This window comes from Sphingobium fontiphilum (genome assembly GCF_014196635.1).
GTDB lineage: Bacteria > Pseudomonadota > Alphaproteobacteria > Sphingomonadales > Sphingomonadaceae > Sphingobium > Sphingobium fontiphilum.
The window spans coordinates 65,254-85,488 of record NZ_JACIEB010000007.1 but is presented as its reverse complement, the minus strand read 5'-3'; the positions used below and the strand labels follow the sequence as shown (position 1 = coordinate 85,488).

25 protein-coding genes are annotated in these 20,235 nt (G+C 63.0%); 9 read left to right on the top strand and 16 right to left on the bottom strand.

Annotation, left to right across the window (positions count from 1 at the left end; translation table 11 throughout):
- The 4 genes from GGR44_RS14175 to GGR44_RS14160 are packed head-to-tail and all read left to right on the top strand — an operon-like array spanning position 1 to position 3,438.
- A complete protein-coding gene (locus tag GGR44_RS14175) occupies positions 1-675 on the top strand; it encodes a response regulator transcription factor (protein WP_183956172.1) in 675 nt (224 codons plus the stop codon).
- Positions 675-2,018 carry a sensor histidine kinase gene (locus GGR44_RS14170; RefSeq protein WP_183956171.1) on the top strand — a complete coding sequence of 448 codons (1,344 nt, stop codon included), beginning with the start codon at positions 675-677 and terminating at the stop codon, positions 2,016-2,018. Before GGR44_RS14175 ends, GGR44_RS14170 begins: the two co-directional genes overlap by 1 nt.
- Positions 2,015-2,794, top strand: coding sequence for a COG4705 family protein (locus tag GGR44_RS14165; RefSeq protein ID WP_246344689.1), 780 nt, complete (start codon positions 2,015-2,017; stop codon positions 2,792-2,794). Before GGR44_RS14170 ends, GGR44_RS14165 begins: the two co-directional genes overlap by 4 nt.
- A 47-nt stretch (positions 2,795-2,841) precedes the next feature.
- Positions 2,842-3,438 carry a VTT domain-containing protein gene (locus GGR44_RS14160; protein WP_183956170.1) on the top strand — a complete coding sequence of 199 codons (597 nt, stop codon included), beginning with the start codon at positions 2,842-2,844 and terminating at the stop codon, positions 3,436-3,438.
- 295 nt (positions 3,439-3,733) lie between these two features.
- On the opposite strand, the gene GGR44_RS14155 is transcribed toward GGR44_RS14160, so the two are convergent.
- The 5 genes from GGR44_RS14155 to GGR44_RS14135 all read right to left on the bottom strand — a co-directional run bounded on the left by GGR44_RS14155 (position 3,734) and on the right by GGR44_RS14135 (position 8,304).
- Positions 3,734-4,867, bottom strand: a complete 1,134-nt coding sequence (locus GGR44_RS14155; RefSeq protein ID WP_183956169.1) for a relaxase/mobilization nuclease domain-containing protein — start codon at positions 4,865-4,867, stop codon at positions 3,734-3,736.
- Positions 4,860-5,387, bottom strand: a complete 528-nt coding sequence (locus GGR44_RS14150) for a hypothetical protein (RefSeq protein WP_183956168.1) — start codon at positions 5,385-5,387, stop codon at positions 4,860-4,862. The genes GGR44_RS14155 and GGR44_RS14150 overlap by 8 nt, the downstream gene beginning before the upstream one ends.
- A 302-nt stretch (positions 5,388-5,689) precedes the next feature.
- Positions 5,690-6,625, bottom strand: a complete 936-nt coding sequence (locus GGR44_RS14145; RefSeq protein ID WP_183956167.1) for a ParB/RepB/Spo0J family partition protein — start codon at positions 6,623-6,625, stop codon at positions 5,690-5,692.
- The gene (locus GGR44_RS14140; protein ID WP_183956226.1) at positions 6,625-7,389 is read right to left on the bottom strand and encodes a ParA family protein; all 765 of its coding nucleotides are present in this window, start codon (positions 7,387-7,389) and stop codon (positions 6,625-6,627) included. The genes GGR44_RS14145 and GGR44_RS14140 overlap by 1 nt, the downstream gene beginning before the upstream one ends.
- A 519-nt stretch (positions 7,390-7,908) precedes the next feature.
- Positions 7,909-8,304, bottom strand: a complete 396-nt coding sequence (locus GGR44_RS14135) for a DUF3768 domain-containing protein (protein ID WP_183956166.1) — start codon at positions 8,302-8,304, stop codon at positions 7,909-7,911.
- A 275-nt stretch (positions 8,305-8,579) separates the two neighbouring features.
- Here GGR44_RS14135 and GGR44_RS14130 point away from each other — a divergent pair, with 275 nt between their 5' ends.
- The gene (locus tag GGR44_RS14130; protein WP_183956165.1) at positions 8,580-8,957 is read left to right on the top strand and encodes a hypothetical protein; all 378 of its coding nucleotides are present in this window, start codon (positions 8,580-8,582) and stop codon (positions 8,955-8,957) included.
- A gap of 141 nt (positions 8,958-9,098) precedes the next feature.
- On the opposite strand, the gene GGR44_RS14125 is transcribed toward GGR44_RS14130, so the two are convergent.
- Positions 9,099-9,620 (bottom strand): hypothetical protein, encoded by a 522-nt coding sequence (locus GGR44_RS14125; RefSeq protein ID WP_150411983.1) that lies wholly within the window; start codon positions 9,618-9,620, stop codon positions 9,099-9,101.
- A 111-nt stretch (positions 9,621-9,731) separates the two neighbouring features.
- Positions 9,732-9,896, bottom strand: a complete 165-nt coding sequence (locus GGR44_RS14120; protein ID WP_183956164.1) for a hypothetical protein — start codon at positions 9,894-9,896, stop codon at positions 9,732-9,734.
- Between the two features lie 291 nt (positions 9,897-10,187).
- Between GGR44_RS14120 and GGR44_RS14115 the strand changes: the two genes are divergently transcribed.
- From GGR44_RS14115 to GGR44_RS14100, 4 genes are all read left to right on the top strand, one after another.
- Positions 10,188-10,622 (top strand): antitoxin Xre-like helix-turn-helix domain-containing protein, encoded by a 435-nt coding sequence (locus tag GGR44_RS14115; RefSeq protein WP_066609069.1) that lies wholly within the window; start codon positions 10,188-10,190, stop codon positions 10,620-10,622.
- A complete protein-coding gene (locus GGR44_RS14110; RefSeq protein ID WP_183956163.1) occupies positions 10,619-11,098 on the top strand; it encodes an RES domain-containing protein in 480 nt (159 codons plus the stop codon). The genes GGR44_RS14115 and GGR44_RS14110 overlap by 4 nt, the downstream gene beginning before the upstream one ends.
- A gap of 141 nt (positions 11,099-11,239) precedes the next feature.
- Positions 11,240-11,464 carry a hypothetical protein gene (locus GGR44_RS14105; protein ID WP_092959851.1) on the top strand — a complete coding sequence of 75 codons (225 nt, stop codon included), beginning with the start codon at positions 11,240-11,242 and terminating at the stop codon, positions 11,462-11,464.
- A 28-nt stretch (positions 11,465-11,492) separates the two neighbouring features.
- Positions 11,493-11,921, top strand: a complete 429-nt coding sequence (locus GGR44_RS14100; protein ID WP_183956162.1) for a thermonuclease family protein — start codon at positions 11,493-11,495, stop codon at positions 11,919-11,921.
- A 131-nt stretch (positions 11,922-12,052) separates the two neighbouring features.
- Here GGR44_RS14100 and GGR44_RS14095 read toward each other — a convergent pair whose 3' ends face one another.
- From GGR44_RS14095 to GGR44_RS14055, 9 genes are all read right to left on the bottom strand, one after another.
- Positions 12,053-12,466, bottom strand: coding sequence for a single-stranded DNA-binding protein (locus GGR44_RS14095; protein ID WP_092959855.1), 414 nt, complete (start codon positions 12,464-12,466; stop codon positions 12,053-12,055).
- A 484-nt stretch (positions 12,467-12,950) separates the two neighbouring features.
- On the bottom strand, positions 12,951-13,646 hold the full coding sequence (locus GGR44_RS14090; protein ID WP_343052346.1) for a hypothetical protein: 696 nt from the start codon (positions 13,644-13,646) through the stop codon (positions 12,951-12,953).
- Positions 13,647-13,805: 159 nt separating this feature from the next.
- Positions 13,806-14,753, bottom strand: coding sequence for a DUF2493 domain-containing protein (locus GGR44_RS14085; protein ID WP_183956161.1), 948 nt, complete (start codon positions 14,751-14,753; stop codon positions 13,806-13,808).
- Between the two features lie 244 nt (positions 14,754-14,997).
- The gene (locus GGR44_RS14080) at positions 14,998-15,444 is read right to left on the bottom strand and encodes a hypothetical protein (RefSeq protein ID WP_183956160.1); all 447 of its coding nucleotides are present in this window, start codon (positions 15,442-15,444) and stop codon (positions 14,998-15,000) included.
- Between the two features lie 27 nt (positions 15,445-15,471).
- Entirely contained in the window at positions 15,472-16,395 is a 924-nt protein-coding gene (locus GGR44_RS14075; RefSeq protein ID WP_183956159.1) for a hypothetical protein, read from the bottom strand.
- Positions 16,388-16,777, bottom strand: a complete 390-nt coding sequence (locus GGR44_RS14070) for a DUF6927 domain-containing protein (RefSeq protein WP_183956158.1) — start codon at positions 16,775-16,777, stop codon at positions 16,388-16,390. Before GGR44_RS14070 ends, GGR44_RS14075 begins: the two co-directional genes overlap by 8 nt.
- Complete coding sequence (locus tag GGR44_RS14065; protein WP_183956157.1) at positions 16,774-18,696, bottom strand: reverse transcriptase domain-containing protein; 1,923 nt, start codon at positions 18,694-18,696, stop codon at positions 16,774-16,776. Before GGR44_RS14065 ends, GGR44_RS14070 begins: the two co-directional genes overlap by 4 nt.
- 591 nt (positions 18,697-19,287) lie before the next feature.
- Complete coding sequence (locus GGR44_RS14060; RefSeq protein ID WP_183956156.1) at positions 19,288-19,554, bottom strand: hypothetical protein; 267 nt, start codon at positions 19,552-19,554, stop codon at positions 19,288-19,290.
- Between the two features lie 25 nt (positions 19,555-19,579).
- Entirely contained in the window at positions 19,580-20,215 is a 636-nt protein-coding gene (locus tag GGR44_RS14055; protein ID WP_183956155.1) for a hypothetical protein, read from the bottom strand.
- Positions 20,216-20,235: the final 20 nt, after the last annotated feature.

The window sequence follows — 20,235 nt, the reverse complement described above, 5'->3', positions numbered from 1 at the left end:
ATGCGAATCCTGATCGTAGAAGATGATAACGAGACGAACCGCTTCGTGGCCCGCGGGCTTGCGGAATTGGGACATCATGTCGTCACCAGCACCGATGGTCGCGACGGGCTGTTTCAGGCGACTGGGGACCAATTCGACGCGCTGATCGTCGATCGGATGCTGCCTGGTCTGGATGGACTGTCACTTATCAAGGCGCTACGTGCGGCGGGCAACATGACACCGGCCCTCATGCTCACCGCCGTGGGTGGCATCGCTGATCGCGTCGAAGGACTGGAAGGCGGTGCCGACGATTATCTGGTCAAGCCGTTCGCCTTTTCCGAGCTTGCCGCGCGTGTTCATGCGCTCGGGCGGCGTCCGGCTGCCCAGACCGAGGCGAGCGTGCTTGTAATTGGTGGGATCGAACTGGATCTTCATCGACGCTTCGTTACCCGCGACGGCCGTAGGATCGTGCTGCAACCGCGCGAGTTCGCGTTGCTCGCCGAGCTGATGCGCAATCCTCGCCGGGTCATGACGCGAACGATGCTGCTGGAGCGGGTCTGGGATTTCGATTTCGACCCCAAGACGAACATCGTCGAGACGCACTTGAGCCGCCTGCGCTCCAAGCTCAACGCCGGGTTCGAAGATGATGCGATCGAGACCGTGCGCGGTGCTGGCTACATGATCCGCGGCGCGTGATGACCCGCCCGTGGCGATCCACCTTCGGGCTTGTCGCCCTCGTCGCGTCCCTCTTCGCGCTGGGGACGGTTATCATCGGGGTCGTCGCCTATGAGGTGACGCATGAAGCGCTCGAGATCCAGCTCGATCACCGGGTCGCGATCGAAACCCGCGCGCTGATCGACGAAGGCGACGACGGTCCTACGGGCGTTGCGATGGCAATCCGTCGGCGCGAGGCGGCGCGAAGCACCGCCAGTCTGGAATACCTGCTGGTCGACCCAGTGGGTCGCCGTGTCGCGGGGTCGCTCGACGCGACCGCCCCTACCGTGCCGGGTTATCTGGAATTTCTGCATTACCGGCGGGACGGCGAACACCGGATCGCACAGGCCCTGACCACCCGATTGCCTGACAACAGCCGGTTGGTCGTCGCGGCCGATCGCGAAGTGATCGACGAGATGGATGCGACGCTGCTCAAGCTGTTCGCGGGCGCATTCGGCGTCATGCTGCTGCTCGGTATCGGCGGGGCCTGGCTGGTGGGTGCGGTGACGCGCGCGCGCCTAGCGCACATCGACCGCACCGCCCTCGCGATCATCGATGGCGATCTGGCGCGACGTATGCCGCTCACCGGCGCGGGTGACGAGTTCGATCGCGTGTCGGCGACGCTCAACCGGATGCTCGACCGGATCGGCGGGCTGATGGACAATTTGCGCCAGGTGTCGAGCGACGTGGCGCACGACCTGCGCACGCCGCTGACCCGCCTGCATAACCGGCTTGATGAAGCGCTATCAGCACGGGACGTGGACGAGAAACGCCAGGCGATCGAGGCTGCTGCGGCACAATCACGCGAGCTGCTCGATATCTTCGGGGCATTGCTGCGCATCGCGGAAGTGGAAGCATTGTCACCTCGCGCCCATTTCCAGGACGTGGCGCTAAATCAACTGGTTGAGGAACTGGTCGACACCTACCGCCCCGATATGGAAGCAAGCGGCCATCTGCTCGTCACAGCGATAGCCCCCGAGATATGGACGACGGGCGATCGACGGTTGCTGCAGCAGCTTATCACCAATCTCCTCGACAACGTGCTCCGCCACACCCCCCCTGGGACGACGGTTCGCGTCGAGCTGGAGCGTGATGACGCCATTGCTCGCTTGACGGTCGCCGATGACGGACACGGGGTAGCACCCGAAGATGCGACCCGGTTGTTCCAGCGGTTCGCGCGCGCGGAACGTAGCCGATCCTCGGAAGGGCATGGCCTGGGCCTGGCGCTCGTCGCTGCGGTCGCGACCGCGCACCGGGGCATGGTTTCGCTCCTCGCGCCGCCCGGATTTGGGGTTGTCGTTGAACTACCAGTTGGGAAAACATGATGACAATCGGCGACAGGCGCGAACTTCTGAGCAAGGTGCCGGCGATCACGCTGGGCTTCTGGATCATCAAGATTCTAGCGACGACGCTCGGCGAAACAGCCGGCGATACCGTCAGCATGTCGATGAACCTGGGCTATCTTGTCGGCACCGCGATTTTCCTGACGGCGTTGATCGCGCTGGTCTGGTGGCAGGTGGCGGCGACGCGCTTCCACCCCTTTCTCTATTGGTCGACGATCATCGCATCGACCACCGCGGGAACGACGATGGCGGATTTCGCCACACGGTCGTTGGGCATCGGTTATCCCGGAGGTTCGACCCTGCTGTTCGTATGCGTGCTGGCGTCCCTGTTCGCCTGGTATCGCACCCTGGGCTCGATCTCGGTCGATACCGTGCGGGAACCCAAGGCGGAGCTGTTCTACTGGCTCACCATCACCTTTTCGCAGACGCTCGGCACGGCGCTCGGCGACTGGACAGCGGACACCGGGGGCCTCGGCTATCTTGGTGCAGCGGCGATCTTCAGCGCGATGCTGGCGGTACTCGCCGGCCTCTACTTCTGGACGAAGGCAAGCCGGATATTCCTGTTCTGGGCAGCGTTCATCCTGACCCGGCCGCTCGGCGCGGCCGTAGGCGATTTCCTCGACAAGCCGATCGCAAAGGGCGGGCTCGATTTCAGCCGTCCGCTTGCTTCGGCAGTGCTCGCGGCGGCCATCCTGGCCCTTATCGTGATCCTGCCACAACGCGCAGGCCAACATCCTGGTGAGAACGGGGCCGGGTAAATTGAACCGGTTTCTCGCCACGACACCCGACCATTGAAAGACTGCCTGTGTTCGATCGCCTAATCGAGTTCCTTAACGAAGCCGGCTACCTTGGAATTGCCGCGCTGATGTTTCTTGAAAATGTGTTTCCGCCAATCCCCTCCGAAATCATTATGCCCGCTGCCGGTTTTGGCGCGGGGCAAGGGCGATTGAATCTGTTCGGCGTGATCATGGCCGGCGCGGGCGGCTCGGTCGCGGGCGCGCTGTTCTGGTACTATGTTGGAAAGTGGATTGATGCCGATCGGCTGCGGCGCTGGGCCGAACGGCACGGGCGCTGGCTGACGCTTGCACCACGGGATATCGACCGCGTAGACCGCTGGTTCGATCGACATTCCGGTAAAGCCGTGTTGCTCGGTCGGCTCGTCCCCGCGCTGCGAACGCTGATCTCGGTACCAGCAGGCGTGTTCGGTATGAGTCTACCGCGTTTTCTGCTGTTCACGACGCTTGGGACCGCGCTCTGGACGACACTGTTAGCAGTGGCCGGCTACCTTCTTGAAGGGCAATACCGGATCGTTGCCGCCTACCTGAATCCGACTACCAACATCATCGTCGGGCTGGTGGTCGCCGCATATCTTTATCGTGTGGCGACGTGGCGTGCCACCTAAAGTCAAAACCGAACGGTTGTGACACCGAGAAACGGCGGCTTTCGACCGTTCCGATCTTGGAAGCTGTCTGGCGGGAAAGTCCCAAGGTCCGGCCATTCCACCGGCCATGAAGGACCGTGCGCCGATTGTCGCTCCTAACCGAATGACGGCTCCTGTCCGATCCGGACACTCGCTACAACCTTGGTGAACGACTTGGCTTGGTCGACAACTGCCCCGAATACGGTTGCCGGTCGTACATATTGTTATCCGGTCACACTTGCTGCCTCTGCCTCCCATCTGCTTGCCACGTCTCGTGCTAACGCTCGCGATCACGTGCCTTACGGGCACCTCGGTCAATGTCAGGTCGTTGCACTACCTCGTCCTTCTCTTCCCGATCGCGACGATCCGCTGCTTGGTTACGATCGGCGATCATGATCTCCCGCGCCCGCGCCAGTCGCCGTGACACCGCCGCCGGCATATCGGCCACGAACCCTGCGATATCCTCGGCCAGCGCGCGATCCTCGGCCTTGCCTGTCGCCGCCAGCGCGGCCGCGGCATCTGCATAGGCCCCCCGGATCTGCTTCTGTCGGCCTAGCGCCAGCACATCCTCCGCCCGCCGCTCCGGATTCTGTGACCGTGCGAACGCCTGCGCCCGCTCCTCAATCAGCCGGTTGAGATCCAAGTCCCTCCCCTGCCCCGCTGTCCGGGCCTCCAGATGGTGCGCGGACGAACGCACCCGCTTCTGGACATGGCCACGCGCGCGGCGCGGCGTCGCTTCGGCGGCGATGCCGCGCTGTCGCAATTCATGGGCGAAGCTCTCGCGCCAGTGATGAAGGTCGGCCTTGCGCGGATTGAACCGCGTCCCGTCCGCACCCTGGGTCGCGACGGTCAGATGAACATGGGGGTGAGCGGTGTCGGTATGGAGCGCCACCATATAGCTGAACTGACCTTCGAACTCGACCCGCGCGAACGCCTGGACGGCATCATGAATCGTGGCGGCATCGGTCGTACCACCCGGCATCGACAAGACCATCGACATCGACGTCGGACGGTCCTTCCCATGCGCGTTCATCGCTTGGTCGAGCATGTCCCAGTCGGCGGCAATCGCCTTCAACCGCTTTTCATCGGTGATGATCTCGCCCTCGCTGCTACGGATTTCGAGCTTCCCGTGCCGCGAGATATAGCCGAAATGCTCGGCAAGATGCCTGGCGCCACGCTGTCTGCCGGAGATCTTGACCATGACCTCGGGGGCCTTGCGCACGATCCGCTCGAGCTTGGCCCGCGCCTCGGCAGGCGACAGCACCGGCGCGGCAATGCTCCCGCCCCTTCCCTTCCCACCCGAACGGATCCGTAGTGTCCCCCCACGCAGGCTGCGCTTGCCCCCGGTCGGCGGTCGCCAGGCTTCCATCAGACTGGGGAGCGGCAGGACGCCGTCGTCATCCTCATTCATCGGCGGTATCCCAATAGGCCATGTCACCCTTGAGCGCGCGGCCAAGCACGCGCAGCTGATCGGCCACCTCGTCCCGGAAGGACGCGACCCGCGCGGCCTCGCGCGCGAGGTCGAGACGCGAATCCACCATGGTCGCGGCATGCAGCGCATGGACCGCCTGGTTGAGATTGATGCCGATCCGGTTGAGTTCGCGCCAGGACTGCGCGATCACGACCCGGTCCGCGCGCGACGGCGGCGACGTCGCGTGCAACCGTCGGCGCAACAGCATCACCAGCCATTCGGTCCGTTTGAGGCCACGCGCATCCGCCGCCGCATCGAGCTGAACAATATCCTCGCGCAGGAGCCGAAGGTGCAGCCGGTCAGTCGTGCGCGTCCGAGGCGGTGCCGTCGCGGCCCCGGCGTCCTCAAGAGCAGCGTCGATCAGCTTGCGCAGGAGCGCTGAGCGACCGCCGGCCGCAGTCGCCTTAGCATCGAAGCGCCCCGCGAGATCATCGGGCAGACGGACGTTGAAGACGGCCATGTCCGCAAGACTATTGTCATACATTGACGGCGCCAAGCCTATCCGGCCCTCACCTAAAACCACTCATCTTAGAGTCTGCTTGAACAGACTCCCCCCTCTTCAAGCAACGTATCCAACTCGACCTGGCCTCGATGGGAAAAGAGAGTATCTCCGAGCGAACCAATTCCCTCCGCCTGCAAAAATGAAGACAGCCGCACCCCTGAAGAAAGGGGCACGACTGTCAAAATTGTCTGAAAAGCTCGATCGTTTCGACGCGGAGTGAGGGGTGAATGGGTGAGCGCCCGCCCTGCCCCGCCAATGGTTTACTCCATGGCGATCTCGGCAACAGGCGCTTCGACCTCCTCGCCGTCGTCGAACGCCACCCGAACGCGCTCGGGCAGGATCAAACGTCCTGAGCGCCCACCCACCGTCACCCGAACCGCATCGAGCAGCCGAGGCTGCGACGGCACCTCCGTTTCGAACATCGACCGCAAACCGGCACCGGCACGAACCGGCCGGCTCGGTGCGGCGCGCGCGGCGCCCTGCCCGTCCGAGAGCGCGGACACATCGCGCAGACGGGCATCCGGCAGAGCCTCGGATGCCTTAAGACCCGCGATGAACCGGCCACCCTCGGCCAGGGTCACGCTTTCATCACCAAGCCGCTCAACATAGGCGCGCACCGCGTCGCCATGAGTACGGGCAGCCCGGTGGAGGTCGTAGAGCAACCGGATCGGCATCTGGTCGATCGCGGCCCGCAGCCAGGGCGCCATGTCGCCACAGGCGGCATAGAGCGATACGAACTGCTTCGATCGGCCAAGCGCGCGGGCGATCTCCGCCTGAGTGACGCCGGCACCCAGCATGCGTTCGATCCCGGTCGCCAGATCATGGGGGGTGAGGCCTGCGCGCTGGTCATTCTCGACGATCTGATCGGCGAGCGTGTCGGCGCGGTTCACCACCGCCATCACGATCGCCGGGATGGTCTCGCGCCCGGCAAGGCGCGATGCCCGAAAGCGCCGCTCGCCGACACGGATGACATGAAGGCCGTCGCCATTTTTCGGGGCGACGATGATCGGCTGCAGGACGCCGCGCGCAGCAATCGAAGCCGCCAGGTCATCGAGCTCTTTCTCGTCAAACACGCGCCGCGGATTTTCGGGATCGGCCATGATCCAGTCGAGCGGCAGATCCTCGACGCGCCGCGCGCTGTCGTGGAGACCGACAAGCAGCCCGAACTCTTCGGCGCGCTGATCGAACTTGCCCATCACGCCGCACTCAAATGGCGGACGTCCATCCGGCGCACGATCTCCGCCAGGATCGGCCGAATTTCGTCAGCCGCCGCTTTTGCGCCGCTGCCGGTTTCACGCCAGACCGGATGATGCTGTTCGGCCGAATGCTTGTAGGTCGGCCGCGCCTTGATGAAGGCGGGAAACATCAGCTTCTCGCCAACGGCGCGGGCAAGCTTGACCGCATTGTCCATTTCGCGGCGGTCGAACGGATTGACCATCGAGGGCAACAGCCCGAGAAAATCGACCTTGCGCCCGCCTCTCGCCCCTTCAGCCTTTTTGAGCGCGGTGAGCAGCATCTTGGCGCATTCGATCGAATCCTCGGCGACTTGGACCGGCCCAATCACCGCGTCGGCCACCGCCATCGCGCTCAAGGTCAGCTCGTCCCATTTGGGACCGGTGTCGATGACGCAATGGTCGAAATGAGCACCAAGCGCAGGGAACCGGCCGAGGAAATCGCGGACATCCGCGGCCGCCTTGACCATCTGCAGGCGCTGATCGGCGGCGAAGACGGTGATGCCGGGCGCATCGGTAAGCTCGAGCCGCGCCTCGGGATCGAACAGGTCCGCCGAGAACCATCCAGTTCGCTCGCTGGCAAGCCGGCGTGTGGAACTGCCCTGCGGATCAAGGTCGAGAAAGGCGACGCGATTGCCGCCTTGCTCGGCCAGATACCAGGCGAGGTGCGTGGCGAGGAAGGTCTTGCCGACCCCGCCCTTCAGCAGGCTGACGACGATCGTCTTCATGGTCGCCGGACCCTCACGATTCATAGTCTTGGGGACCATCACGCAGATTGCGCTCGTAATGGTCGCGCGACGACCAGTCGCCACCACCGCCGATGCCGGGTCCGACATAGCGGAACAGGTAAACGGTGATCGCGAAGCAGCAGAATGCGAACACGAACGCATGGTCTGGATGACGGGCAAAATAATCGGCCATAACGAGTCTCCTTGGCCTGTTCCAGGGACACCGATCGGTCCCCTCACCGCGCAGCAAAACGCGGCCGCTCTCGCCGCGCAGCCTCCCCTCTCGTGCCGGGGAACAAGGTCCAATGGACGTCAGGCGGCACCGCCGACAGTCTGCTCAAGCAGACTTTTCGGCTATCCCCCCGGTCGGGGGGATGGCCGGGTTCACTCGCCAGAGATGGGAAATCTGGACAGGCCGGCACCGAGCGCAACCGGGTGGCGCAAGGCGATCCGCGCTCGCGGCACCGGCGAATCCTTTCCGTAAAAAGGTGGCCCCGACAGAGTCGGGGCCATGATGGCTCAATATTCGTGGGTGAGAAGCAGCGTCAGCACGCGGATGGTGACATCGGGATCTGTTGGGTCAGGGGATCCATATGTCAGCGCGCGATCATAATAATCGACCTTCCAGTACAGGGCCTCGCCCGCGAACTCGAAGCGACCGAAATCACGCTCCCCATGCGGATCGACGTCGGGACCAAAGGCGTCATAGTCGCGCACGGTGCGCAGCAGTTCGGCGCGGCGCTGAAACCCGCGAAACAGGCTGGTATCGCCGATCAGGTCGGCGACCCCGGCGGTCATGACCACCTGGTTGACGCCCGGGCTATGGATGAATTGGCGCAGGGCATCATTGAGCCGCGCGATGGTCGCGATGCGCTGGTCTGCGGATAGGACTTTGTCATTCTGGGGGTCGGCCATGACGTTTGACTTTCCTAGCTGTGTCAGACCCCGCCGATCGGGGCCTTCCGACAGGCGACCGGACCGCCGGGGCATAGCGCGCCCGCGCACCCGACAGGGTCGCAACGGATGTGGAGAAGCCCGGCACCGGGCTTGCGCTGGCAAGTGCCGCGGCGAGGACGCCAAGCCAGGAAGGGACCGTCGATGCGGCGGTCAGAGGGAATAAGGAACGGCATGGCCGACTTTTCAGACGTGGTGCTGGACGCGCGAGCGAGGGCTTCGCTATTCTTCCGATCATGACAGATACCGCCCGGATCATTGCCCTTTGGCCAAGCTGGACATCGAGCGTCGGCGCAATGCAGCAGCTGCAGATTCAGGTTCGTACCCAGTGCCGCCGCTGCGGCGCCCTGATGCGCGCCGACCTCGACGAACTGGTCGCCCGCTATGGCGGGAGTGCGTCGTTGATCGATCGCCAGGAGCGATGCCGCATGGTCGCGTGCGATGGCGCGACCTTCTACCTAGCCGCCCGGCGCTATGGTGGACCGTGGCGCATCCTGATCGACGATGCGGCGCTGCGCGACGGGCTGAGCCTATGCCCGCCAGCCCACCTTGCGCTTGGTCGACCAGCCCCTTTCAGCGACAACGCAGCGCCGCTCGTAACCGAGCGCTGTTGACAGTGCGACCACGGCAGGGATCGTTACCCGCATGGGCCGAGACCCGGCACGGGGCTCGGGGCGCAAGCCTAGAGCCCGGTCCGGTGCAACCGGAGCCGCCGACGTCCTTGCTTCATTTCCAATATGCGATGCGTGCTGCATCTATTTCACCAACTGGTGTCGCAGGTTTGCCAGAATTGAGCAGAGCTGTTGGCTTTTCCGCCGTATATCAGCGAGCATCTCAAGGCCTTCCGCTTCCTCGACCAGAAGCATGGTGCGTTCGGGCTGCCGCGCACGGATAGAGACCTGACGGTAAACCACGATCCACTTGTCCGTGCGCTCAACCGCAATCTTTGCCACTCCATGCGCCAGAAATGTTCGAAGGCGCTCATGGGCACGAAAAGCCTCAATCGCTTTGAACGCCGCTTTTCCCTCAGCGGCAAAGGCCCCTTCCGTACCAAGGACCGCCGCGATATCGTCGAACCGCTGCCCGGTCAGATGGCGCAGACGGACGGCCGCACCTTTCTCCGGCACCGTACTCAAGGATAGCAAGGTTTCGGTCACGCCAGCCTCGGCCGCGGAGAAACACTGCAGACAGGCTCCGCGCCATGCGTTCACATCATGGACCACCCGGCTCCACAATGCGTCATCACTTTGGGGTAGAATCTTTGTTTCGGCATTCATCCCAACTTTGTATCGCGCGCGTGTTGATAATCGGTTGCCCGAGAGCGCAAGCAGCGCGCGATGCCCGTTGATGTTGGACAGAGCCGGGAGCCCTGGGGCTCCCGGCAAGTGTCACGCGAAGGGATCATATTCGTTGATGACGACCACGTCGCCGTCAAAGTCGTCGGCGGTGATGACGGCGAACTGGTTGCCGATCCCGATGACCATCGTTACGATCATGAGGGTCTTGGAGAGGCCGAGCGCGTGTCTGCGGGCGATCTTGATGTCGGTGAACATGTCGAGGCTCCTTGAAAGCCGGCGGGTTCATCCCCGCTCGACTGGTGCCCGAAGTGTTCGGAGGGTGGCCGCGATCACTTTTTGCCGCAGGCCAAAAGCCGTAGCGAAGCGACCGGACCCTTTACGGGTTGATCGCATTAGGCCGCGCGCCGGACCAAGGATTGCGCCTCAAAGAGCGGGGTGGAACTGCTGGCCAGAAGAGGTCATGGCCCCACCGGACGGATATCACCGGTTGCTTGTGTTTGCCTCACGTGAGACATATATCTGTATCAGATGAGACAGGAGCAGCAGATGGCGAGCCAGCCCGTGACGATCGAGACCCTGCTTGGGGTTGCGCCCCGCAAGGGCGACACGCGCCTGGGGCTGAGCTATTCGATTCTCGAAGGCCTGCCGGTCGGCGCACTCGACCATCTCGCCGACACCGTCGCGCCCAATGACAGCCGCTTCAAGTTCCGCCTGATTTCCAAGGCGACGCTTGATCGCCGCAAGAAATCGGCGTCCAAGCGCCTGACCAGCGAGGAAGGCGACAAGCTGGCGCGGATCGCCAAGGTGTTCAGCTTCGCACTCGATATCTATAAGGATCCCGCCAAGGTCCGCGACTTTCTCGGCCGCGCGCACCCCATGCTCGACAACAAGCCGCCGCTCGACGTGGCGCTGGCGACGGGTCCGGGAGCCGATGTCGTCATCAACCTGCTGGGACGGGCGGCGTATGGCGGCGGGGCGTGAGCGCCCAGATCACCGATCGCGTGCTGACCTGTTTTCGGATCGGCGATCCCGATGGCGCTCATCCGATCTATGACAGCGAGGGCGCTCGGCTCTATCCGGGACGGTGGAACACCGCGGCCAGCCCGATCATCTACACGTCAGAACATTATTCGACGGCGATGCTCGAAAAGCACGTCCACGCGAACACGGTGATTCCGCCCAACCAGCATTATATCCGCATCACGATTCCCAACGGCGTCAGCTACGAAGTCTTCCCCACCGCGAAATTCTCCGGGTGGGACGGCAAGCGCGAAGATATCTGCAAGGCCTTTGGCGAGGCGTGGTTCGCGGCGCAACGCTCGGCGCTGTTGCTGGTGCCTTCGATCCCGGCGCGGGTGGAACGCAACATCCTGATCAATCCAGCACATCCCGACGCGCAAACAATCAGCTTCGAGCTGCCCGAACCAATCTGGTGGGACGACCGGCTCTACGGCTGATCGCGAAGGGCTTGGCGATCAGCACGCTGTTGGGGTCGCTGGGCGATGTCCAGACATGGCTGGCGCCACCCAAGCAATAATGGATGGCTCGCTGGATCTCGACACTTGATAGATGTTCGTTCTTTGTTCTATTCTGCGGCCATGCTCCGAGTCGATGAAGACAGTCTGGCCCTCCACCTCGAGGTGTCGCTCGCCACGGCCGAACCGGCCCTCGTCACCGATATTGGGTGTGGCGATACCGTTGCACGACGCCGGGCAACGGCGGAGTTGGCGCGACACCTGGCAATGCGGTTGCGCTGCTACGACATCCTCGCCGACGAGCCCGCCACGAGGTCAGATACATTGCCGCTCTTCCCTGAAGCATGACGCACGCCACCTTCCGGATTGAGCGCTGATGCTGGCTGTATTTCTGTTTGCCGTCGCGGTCGTGCAGGACGGCCAGTCGTTCACCTGCACACCGATCAGGGTTTGGGACGGCGATGGCCCGATCTGGTGTCGCGAGGGACCACGGATCCGGCTCGCTGGGATAGCGGCGCGGGAGATCGATGGCTCGTGCCGCACGGGACACCCCTGCCCGCGCGCCAGCGGGATTGTCGCGCGCGACACGCTGGTGCGGTTGCTGGGCGGCGCGAAGGGGCGCAGCGCCACAGGCCATATCCTTGTCACAGGTCCGAGACTCCAATGCCGATCAACTGGCAATGCGAAAGGGGATCGGACGGGTGCCTGGTGCGCCGCGCCAGCGATCGGCGATGTCAGCTGCGCCATGATTGCGACCGGCACGGTGCTGCGATGGAGCCGCTATGCGGCGGGCCACTGCCGCTGAGAGGACGCTGAAGGGCAATTTCCTAGCCGCGCCCTTCCAGATCCATTTTCCGAACTTTCCTCGATCTCGAACCGGCTACAGGAAAAACACCAAAAGGCCCGGCGGCGTGAGCCGCCGGACCTTTGCCGGTCTCAGAAGGGAATTTCGTCGTCATCCACCGAGCTGTCATTGCCGCCCTGGTCGCCACTCGCGGGCTTGGCGCGGGTGAGGAAGGTCACCTCGTCGGCGATGATCTCGACGCCGTACCGCTCGATATTATCGTTGTCGGTCCAGCGGGTGTAGTGGATGCGACCGCGCACCATCACCTTCATCCCTTTGTCGACATATTGCTCGACGGTCTTGCCGACCCCGTTGAAGCAGGTGATCCGGTGCCATTCGGTATCTTCGATCCGGCGGCCATTGTCGTCCTTGACGACCTTGCCGTTGCTGTCCCGCTTGGGCCGCGAAGTCGCGAGGCTGAAGTGGGTGATCTTGGTGCCGCCCTGGGTGGTGCGGGCTTCCGGCGTGGCGCCGACATTGCCGGCGAGGATGACGAGGTTCTGCATGTCGAGGTTCCTTTTTTGGGTGCCAAAGGGACCGTCCCTTCGACTGACCCCCGAAAAAGGCGGGCATGGGCGGTGCTTCCACCGGAGCGCGCAAGCGGCGTAGGGGAACCCCGACACAAGGGGTGGTGCGGGCAGCCGTGGCACACGGCAACTCGGCCCGAAGGGGAGCGGGTTGGAAGCACCGAACGACCGACTTAGGGATCAGGTCAAAAAGAAGGGATGGTGGCTTTGGTTCTATAAACACAGGAACCGCTGCAGAAGCATTGCCCTATCACCGCAGCAATCTATGCCCGATAGCCCCACCACCGTTGGTCAGCCCCTTTTCCCAGTTCGACTTGTCGTTCGCAGCGCAGCAACGGCGGCCCCTACGACAAGAAGACATGATGGCCGTCCGGCGGGTTTAGTCGGAAAACCGTCTCTGGCTTCAATCGGGTTGGCAAATCCCTTTCGAGTGGTGCGCGCACGGATGATGTTGCGGGGCCGGTTACGCGATCTGCACCCGGATCACGGCAAGGAGACGGTCGACGCAGAGACAGGCGTCGGCCACATCGAAGGGTGACGCCCCGACCCGGAACAACGCGTCGATCTCGTGGTGACTATAGGCCGGCGAAAGGATCGCTGTGAGATCCGGCAATTCCAGAGGCAGGCCGGACAGGCCTGCTTCCGTCGCAAGCGCCAGGGCCTTTTCGAGGTCATGCCGAATATGGACGCGGTTCCAGTCGTCGGCATAGCCCGCCTTCATCAGATAGGCTTTGAGGCTGAGTTCGATCGCGATGGCCAGCGAATGCGCAGCGCTCGCCGGAGCGATCCCGACGCTTGCCGACGCGCCGCGGGCAGAGCCCGTGGCATTCTCCATGAAAATGTCGATCAGCACCGGATCGACATTTCCGGCGAAACGGCGCGCAGCGTCATCGAGCGTGGCGGCCGATAGCCCGATCAGCCAGCGCGGTCCTCCGATATTGCGCAGATGGCGCAAATACGCCGAACCGGGTTCATCGGCGTCGGTGCCGGCCGACCAGCGCAACAGCAACGCGGCCTTCCAGCAGCGCCCATGGCGCTGTCGGAATGCAAGCAGAGCGCGCAGTTCCTCATCATGCAAATCGCGCATCATCATCTCTCTCTCATTTGTGGCAAGGCGACGGCCGGCGCGGCGTGAGCAACGCGGATGGCTGGTGGACACTGAAATGGATCCACGCTGCGGACACGGCCGACGGATTCCGGCGCTATTCAGCCAAACCAACACGCCTCGGCACCCTCCCCTCTCGCTGGCGGGAATTCCGATGGGACAACCGTAAGCAGAGCCAAAAAAGGGCCGCCGGCAAACCGGCGGCCCGCGGCTTCAGCCCGCACCGCGACGAGCAGCTGCAGGAGGGCTTCCCAATGGGCCGCGACGATCAACGACCCGGAGTCCCCGAGCCTTGGCTTCGATGACAAGCCGCTCCGTCACGCCATTGCCCTGGAAGGCGATCACGAATCTCGGCTTGAGCGAGAGCATCTGCTCGTTGCGACGGAAGCCGGCGCGATCTCCGAGCTTGCGATCGAGACCGAACCGCACCTGCTGGATGCCATTCTGCTCGGCCCAGGACGCTGCAAGCCGTTCGATACCCTTCATATCGCCGCCGTGTACGAGATACATGTCGCCGACATGGGCGCGAACCTTGTTGAGGGTGGCCAGCAGGTTGTCGGCGAACGTCTTCATATCCAAGTCGTTGGCGAAGGTGAGGCGGCCACCGGCGAACACAACGGGCGTACCCTGCGCGGTGTTGGCGTTCAAAGCCCGCTCGCGGCGCGCCCGCAGGAAGGCGTGGCCGTCGACGATCCCGGCGGTGACACCGAGCGAAATGCGGTTGCCGGACGATGGCACCCACGATCTCCCGGTTTCCCGGATATAGTGCGCGGCGGCGACATCGCGCATGATTTCGAAGGCACCCGCGGATTCCTCGACCTTCTTCGCGAGATCGATCTTTTCCTCCAGATTGGCCGTGCTGATTTCGGAGCCGTCCTGTTCGGCGAGGAGCAAGCGAATGTCGTCGGTCAGCCGGTCGACCAGCCCGTGTTTCTTGGCGGCGGCGCGGTGGAATAGGTTCACTAGCCCCCAGCCCAGATCTTCGATGTCACGCTCGATCGACGTGTTGCTCATCGTCGTGAAGAGATCGCTCCAGATTGCGGTGACGGTCTGCTCCAGCGCCTCGGTTGGTGGCGGCGCCATGCCACTCAGGTCTTCAGCGCGGGGTTCGAGGTGCCCTAGCTCCAGTGCCGCGAGTGCGGCTGCAAGCGATGTGGACATGATAGCGAGCCTTTCTGTCTGTGCCGGCGGCCTCTCCGCCGGATGCGCATCCTCCGGGCGCTCGCAAAAGAGGGGCTGGCACCGAGGCACAGCCGAGGGAAACTCGCGAACAAGGGGTGGTGCGGGCAGCCGTGGCACACGGCAACTCGGCCCGCCGTTCGCGGGTTGCCAGCGCCTCGCGGGCGCCCATATGCAGCATCCTCTGGCGGGGAGGTGTCGTCGCAGACCGGTTTTCGCTTTGTCCTCAGCCTGCGCCGTCGATCCGGAACAGGGGTATCTCCAATTCCGCCGCCGCGAGATGCGAGAGCACCGCCGCGTAGCTGCCGAGACGGCGCACCGTTTCCGCCGAGATTAGGATCTCGTCATCGTCCGAGGCGCTGAAACTCCGAACGGTCGTGTCGTCAAAGACCACCCGCTCCGGGCCAAACGCCCCAGAAGCGCCGCCCGCCCAGCGGGCGAAGACAAGGGCATGATCGACACAGAAAGTCTCGATCGCTTCGAACCGGCCCCAGGCAACCTCATGGTCGGCCAAGTACAGGGGAACGCTCGGATCGAGATCGTCCGGGTCGAACGCGGTGCCCTCCCAATCCGTGAAGGCGCCGTCGCTCTCGACGGCAGCACAGAAGCCGGGAAGGAGGTCAGGGGACAGCGATCCGCCAATGCGGATCGCGACAGAAGCGCGATCGGCCATGAGAGTCTCCGTAGCTAGTGAGGGGGGTCAGCCTGGGGACTGACCACGGTGGAATGCGTCGAGCCAGCGCTCCATCGACATGCGCTGCTCGACGGGCTTGCAGGCTTGCGCCGCCTGGAACGCGATCAGCGCGAGCGGTGCATCCGCAACGATCCGATCAACTTCGCTCGGCGAGAGAAGGCCGTGCTGACGGATATAGGCGGTGATATTGCCCGGTCTCGGTGTCGCCCCGCCTCGCCCGACAACGGGCTTGCGCCAAAGGCCATTGATCGTGCGCAAGCGAGGTTTTGCGCGAGCCTCCATCAGAACGATGGTGCGCAGTTCATCCTTAGAGAGCGCATCCACTTCGTGCGGCCGCATCGCGGGACAGAAGAAACAGGAGGATTTGGGCGGTACAGGCAGGCCCGCACGCTCAATGCGTGCAATGCAATCCGCCCGGGTCCAGCCCAGTTCGCGAAGGGGATAACGATAGTCATAGCGTGGGTCGGCATATCCCTCGGCATGCGCGTAGCGACGCTGATCGGCACTGGAACAGTCATAGCCGATCAGTTTGACGACACGTCCGCCTTCTCCCCAGCACCGTATCGCGGGTGCCCATTGCGCCGTCCATTTGTCCTGCGGCGCCACCTTCCATTTGAGCGAGCAAGACCCCCGCCCAAATGCCTTGGACGGCAGGGTGGCGTTGGTCAGCATGTTGGTGCCCAAGCTATCATAGGGCGGCCAATGCTTGAAATTTCGTGGTTCGTAGCGGACGACATCGGACGCGACATCGTGACGATCCATCCAACGACGAAAGACCGGGAGGAAGGCGTAGGTATCGGTCTTCTCGGAACCGGTATCGGCGAACAACACCATATCGATCGGCTCGCCTCGTTCGACGAGCTCGATGATCATGGCGGTAGAATCGACGCCCGCGCCCCAGGCCGCGATCACCGGCGCGCGCTCAACCATCGGTCGTGTCCTTCGGGACAATGGCCGGGTTGATAAGCCGGTATGCGCGCGTCCTGAACTTTGCAATCCGGCACACGGCGCCGGTTATGGGATCGCGAAATAGCGGGGCCTTGCCCTTCGGATTGGCAATGACCGTGAAGCGGTTGCGATCCTCGCCGTCATTGAAACGAATGGGTTCGTCGAAGATGATGGTCTGTCCCGGCTTCGGGACCGGCTTCGCGCGTTCGAGCTTGCGGCGAAAAAGGTTGGCACGGCAGCGTGCGCGCCATTCGGAGGCGTAGGTGCTGTCAGTCTCGGTCAATTCATCGAGAATGGCAGCAGGGCAGTCACTTTCGCACGGACCCATCGTTTCCGTCAGTCGGGTAGGATTGGTGCTGCTCATGGAGTCAGCCCTGATCCCCCCGCCGAACCGCACGTGCAGCTTTCACCGCATGCGGCTCTCCACTGTGACGAACCATCACTTTGCCGTAGATCGGGCAGGCGGCCTCTGTGAGTATCCCAGTGGCATTGCTCGCACAGGACCACCGTCCTGCGGGCGCGTGCCACCTTCATTCTCACGACAAAACCGCGGTGCGAAACATCGGCCATCCCCCGGATATGGTGCACCTGACACGGAACATCGGATCGACCGCAAGCCTCGCATTGCTTGGCATTCTGACGATCAACCCAGTCCGTACGTGAGTGGGTGAACACCTGCGTCCAAGGCTGGATATCAATCCTGGACGAGGTGGCCGGATCACGTTTCAGATGAGCCAGTTTCCAGACTTTGACCGATCGGGGCTGGCCATCGACGTCGTAGCCGATGGTGAATTCCTGCCCCGTCCTCATGCGGGCCACGACCGCTCGCACATTGGTTTTGTGCTTGCTGGCCAAGGTCTTGAACAAGCTCCACCGCTGGAGAAGCTCAAGCCTGTTCAGCTTGAAGCTCACATCCTTGGCGAGAGCATAGTAGTTCGCAAAACCCCGCAATTCGGCGTTGTAAGCTAGGACGATCTCAACGTCGCTGCAGCTGAGCAGCAGGCTACGATGACGCGGCTTCAACACCGACAGATCACCATAACCTTTTGCAGAAGCGAACGCGTGGACCTTCTCCCAAGGGACATGCAGCTGCATCACTTCCGACGGCGGCCTACGAAGGAAGCTGACGGAACCTTGTCGGCTCCGGACAACCCGTTGGCGTGTCGTATATGTGCGGACCTCATATCCAAGGAAGGCGGCTCCATCGCTCGCCTTGCGGATACCGCTTTTCTCCTCGGACACCGTGAGCGCCAGCGCCTCGGTCAGGAATGCCCTGACTTCGGCGAACACGCTTCGTGCATCCTCCTTGCTACCGATAACCCCAATCATGAAGTCGTCCGCGTAGCGACAGTAACGAAGTCGGCGATAACCGGGGTCCATCGCGTCTCTCGACGGGATGGACCGCTTTTGCGGCAGTAAGGTTTGGATTTTGGCCAAGGAGGCCGCAACCTTCACCTCGTCGACATTGTCTTTGGCCCGCAGCATGGTGACGCGCTTCCGTTGTTTCTGGATGCGCCCAGCCAGTCGCCCATATTCCGGGTTCGTGGCACGGACCTTCCCCCTCTCGAAAGCCGCGATCCGTTCCGCCATGAACATATCGAGTTCATGGAGGTAGATGTTGGCCAAGATTGGAGAGACGATACCGCCCTGCGGAGTGCCGCTGTAGGTCCGGGTGTGAACCCGGTCTTCCATAACACCCGCCTTAAGCATGCTGCCGATCAAGCCGATGAATTTCTCGTCATCGATCCTTTTCCGCAACAGCCGCAGGAGGATGTCGTGGTCGATGTTCTCGAAGAACCCCGCGACATCCACATCTACGAGCCATTTCACCCCCGTCCATACGGCTTTGACGTGTTCAAGCGCCGTATGACACGACCGGCCCGGCCGGAATCCATGGGAGGCGTTCGAGAACACCGGTTCATAGATCCGTTCGAGCAGTTGCCGCGCCACTTCCTGAACGAGGCGGTCGTCGCGCGTGGGAATGCCCAGCGGACGCCGTTTGCCCTTGCCTTTCGGGATAAACACCCGACGCACTGGTTTGGGATCATAGGTCCCTGCCGTCACGCTGGCGATAATCGGGTCGAGGTCTTCCGGTCCGAAGTCCGCGAAGGTCTCGCCGTCAATACCCGGCGTCATCGCACCCTTGTTGGATCCGATCTTCTGGAGCCCCTCCTCCCAAAGGAGGCGAGACCCCATCAGACGATAGAGTCCATTCACCCTTTTGCCCGACGCAACGAGCGCCGGAATGGCCTCCAACCGGCCTTTCACAGTTTCTGGCAGCATCAGCACACCCCATGATCGGTGGTTGAAGAATCACAGCTGCCGCCCTTCCCCCGGTCTTCCCCGCTTTCGGCCCGATCGCTCGAGACCTTATACAGTTGCACCGCCGCCTCCGAAGAGGTCGATGTCCCGGGCATTACCCCGGGCATTTGAGTAATATGGCGGCTCCGTACCCATGCAGGCCGGCAGAAGCCGCCTGTTTAGGGCATCCCGTAGTTACGCTGAATGGAGATGCGGCGCGGTTAGGTGTCCCGTTCGTCCACTAAACCCCTCGACGAGAGGCGCACCGGATGGGCTGAGAAACAGGCGGCCAAGACATGAGACCGCTGTCATCATCCGGACCTGGCGTGACAGTCGCTTTCGCCAGTATCGCTATATAGATTGCTGCAGACTGGGATTTAAGCAGTGTAGCCTTCACCATACGCACCTTGCCCTGACCGTCATCGCCTCCATTTGCGACTAAGACGCATCTGGCCTTTTCCGAACATGCTATTGTTCCCCGTCCCTTTCGGGATTTCAGACCTTGTGAGGCCCGAGGTTAGTCCGGCGAGCAGAGGCATTCTCAACTTACCTCATCATCACTGATACTCCATTTCAGCGCCGCAACGGCGCACTGTCTTTGTAGCCGAACGTGCAGCCGTCGCGCGCGCCGGTGCTTTGCCGGGTCAGGCACACGACGGCGAAGACGGCCCGACCGCCGGACGCCTCGATCCGTTCGCACGCCGCGTAATAGGTAGATCCGACCATCGAAGACGCGAGAACCGTGAGACGATGGTCCGCGTGCGCATAGGTGAACTGGTTGTCGAGATAGGAGCGCGGAGTGGCGTAGCCACCCATATCGCGCATGAAGAGCCAACCCATGAGATATCTCCTGCGATTGCGGGGTTCAGGCGGCAGCCGCGAAACGCGCCGCGCCGATGTCGCCGGGGATGCCGGCAAGTCGGTGCTGGAACGCGGCCACGTCGAGTAATTCGGTAATCGGCGCGCGGTGGGGCCTGCCGATCTCCTGCCCGTCGCGACAGCGGCTGATCGAGACCTCGCTGCCCGGAAGAAAGCCGCGCGGGACCACGCGAAGGGCGAGATCCGCATGGCGCAGCTCCGTCGTGCCGTCTTCGTGATCGGCACCCATGATGGTGTTGATACGGGTGTCGTCCGCGTCGAGGCCGATTGCCGTTGCGAGGCGCGTAAGCGCGCGGCGCGCCTGATAGTGGAAGGTCCGTTTGGCGTGGTAGTTTCCGCCGACGCTCTTTCCGGCAATGCCGAGCAGCGCTGGTGCGGCGTCGACCGCCAAGCGATCCGTTTCGCAACGAAGGCGAAGGGCGGCCGCGCTGGGCGCATCGCGTAGGGCAACGTCTGCCAGATGGCGGATGAGGAGAAGGGTTGCCGCGTCGCTGGCGACTGGCTTGCCAGCACGCTGACAGTCGTCGACGGCGGCGTTGAGGGCGTGGAGTGCTGCCGGCAGATGGTCCAGACCGGCGGGGGAAAGGGCCTGATTGTGGCGGTAGAGCGTATCGTAGAACATGGGAGCCTCCTTCTGAGCGC

Coding starts and splice junctions, on each gene's coding strand:
- GGR44_RS14095 (WP_092959855.1), bottom strand. CDS start 12,466: ATGCAGAACCTCGTCATCCTCGCCGGCAATGTCGGCGCCACGCCGGAA.
- GGR44_RS14115 (WP_066609069.1), top strand. CDS start 10,188: ATGGCGAGCCAGCCCGTGACGATCGAGACCCTGCTTGGGGTTGCGCCC.
- GGR44_RS14085 (WP_183956161.1), bottom strand. CDS start 14,753: ATGTCCACATCGCTTGCAGCCGCACTCGCGGCACTGGAGCTAGGGCAC.
- GGR44_RS14150 (WP_183956168.1), bottom strand. CDS start 5,387: ATGGCCGTCTTCAACGTCCGTCTGCCCGATGATCTCGCGGGGCGCTTC.
- GGR44_RS14155 (WP_183956169.1), bottom strand. CDS start 4,867: ATGAATGAGGATGACGACGGCGTCCTGCCGCTCCCCAGTCTGATGGAA.
- GGR44_RS14170 (WP_183956171.1), top strand. CDS start 675: ATGACCCGCCCGTGGCGATCCACCTTCGGGCTTGTCGCCCTCGTCGCG.
- GGR44_RS14060 (WP_183956156.1), bottom strand. CDS start 19,554: ATGGGTTGGCTCTTCATGCGCGATATGGGTGGCTACGCCACTCCGCGC.
- GGR44_RS14080 (WP_183956160.1), bottom strand. CDS start 15,444: ATGGCCGATCGCGCTTCTGTCGCGATCCGCATTGGCGGATCGCTGTCC.
- GGR44_RS14135 (WP_183956166.1), bottom strand. CDS start 8,304: ATGGCCGACCCCCAGAATGACAAAGTCCTATCCGCAGACCAGCGCATC.
- GGR44_RS14165 (WP_246344689.1), top strand. CDS start 2,015: ATGATGACAATCGGCGACAGGCGCGAACTTCTGAGCAAGGTGCCGGCG.
- GGR44_RS14100 (WP_183956162.1), top strand. CDS start 11,493: ATGCTGGCTGTATTTCTGTTTGCCGTCGCGGTCGTGCAGGACGGCCAG.
- GGR44_RS14075 (WP_183956159.1), bottom strand. CDS start 16,395: ATGGTTGAGCGCGCGCCGGTGATCGCGGCCTGGGGCGCGGGCGTCGAT.
- GGR44_RS14065 (WP_183956157.1), bottom strand. CDS start 18,696: ATGCTGCCAGAAACTGTGAAAGGCCGGTTGGAGGCCATTCCGGCGCTC.
- GGR44_RS14175 (WP_183956172.1), top strand. CDS start 1: ATGCGAATCCTGATCGTAGAAGATGATAACGAGACGAACCGCTTCGTG.
- GGR44_RS14105 (WP_092959851.1), top strand. CDS start 11,240: ATGCTCCGAGTCGATGAAGACAGTCTGGCCCTCCACCTCGAGGTGTCG.
- GGR44_RS14145 (WP_183956167.1), bottom strand. CDS start 6,625: ATGGGCAAGTTCGATCAGCGCGCCGAAGAGTTCGGGCTGCTTGTCGGT.
- GGR44_RS14125 (WP_150411983.1), bottom strand. CDS start 9,620: ATGAATGCCGAAACAAAGATTCTACCCCAAAGTGATGACGCATTGTGG.
- GGR44_RS14140 (WP_183956226.1), bottom strand. CDS start 7,389: ATGAAGACGATCGTCGTCAGCCTGCTGAAGGGCGGGGTCGGCAAGACC.
- GGR44_RS14055 (WP_183956155.1), bottom strand. CDS start 20,215: ATGTTCTACGATACGCTCTACCGCCACAATCAGGCCCTTTCCCCCGCC.
- GGR44_RS14120 (WP_183956164.1), bottom strand. CDS start 9,896: ATGTTCACCGACATCAAGATCGCCCGCAGACACGCGCTCGGCCTCTCC.
- GGR44_RS14070 (WP_183956158.1), bottom strand. CDS start 16,777: ATGAGCAGCACCAATCCTACCCGACTGACGGAAACGATGGGTCCGTGC.
- GGR44_RS14130 (WP_183956165.1), top strand. CDS start 8,580: ATGACAGATACCGCCCGGATCATTGCCCTTTGGCCAAGCTGGACATCG.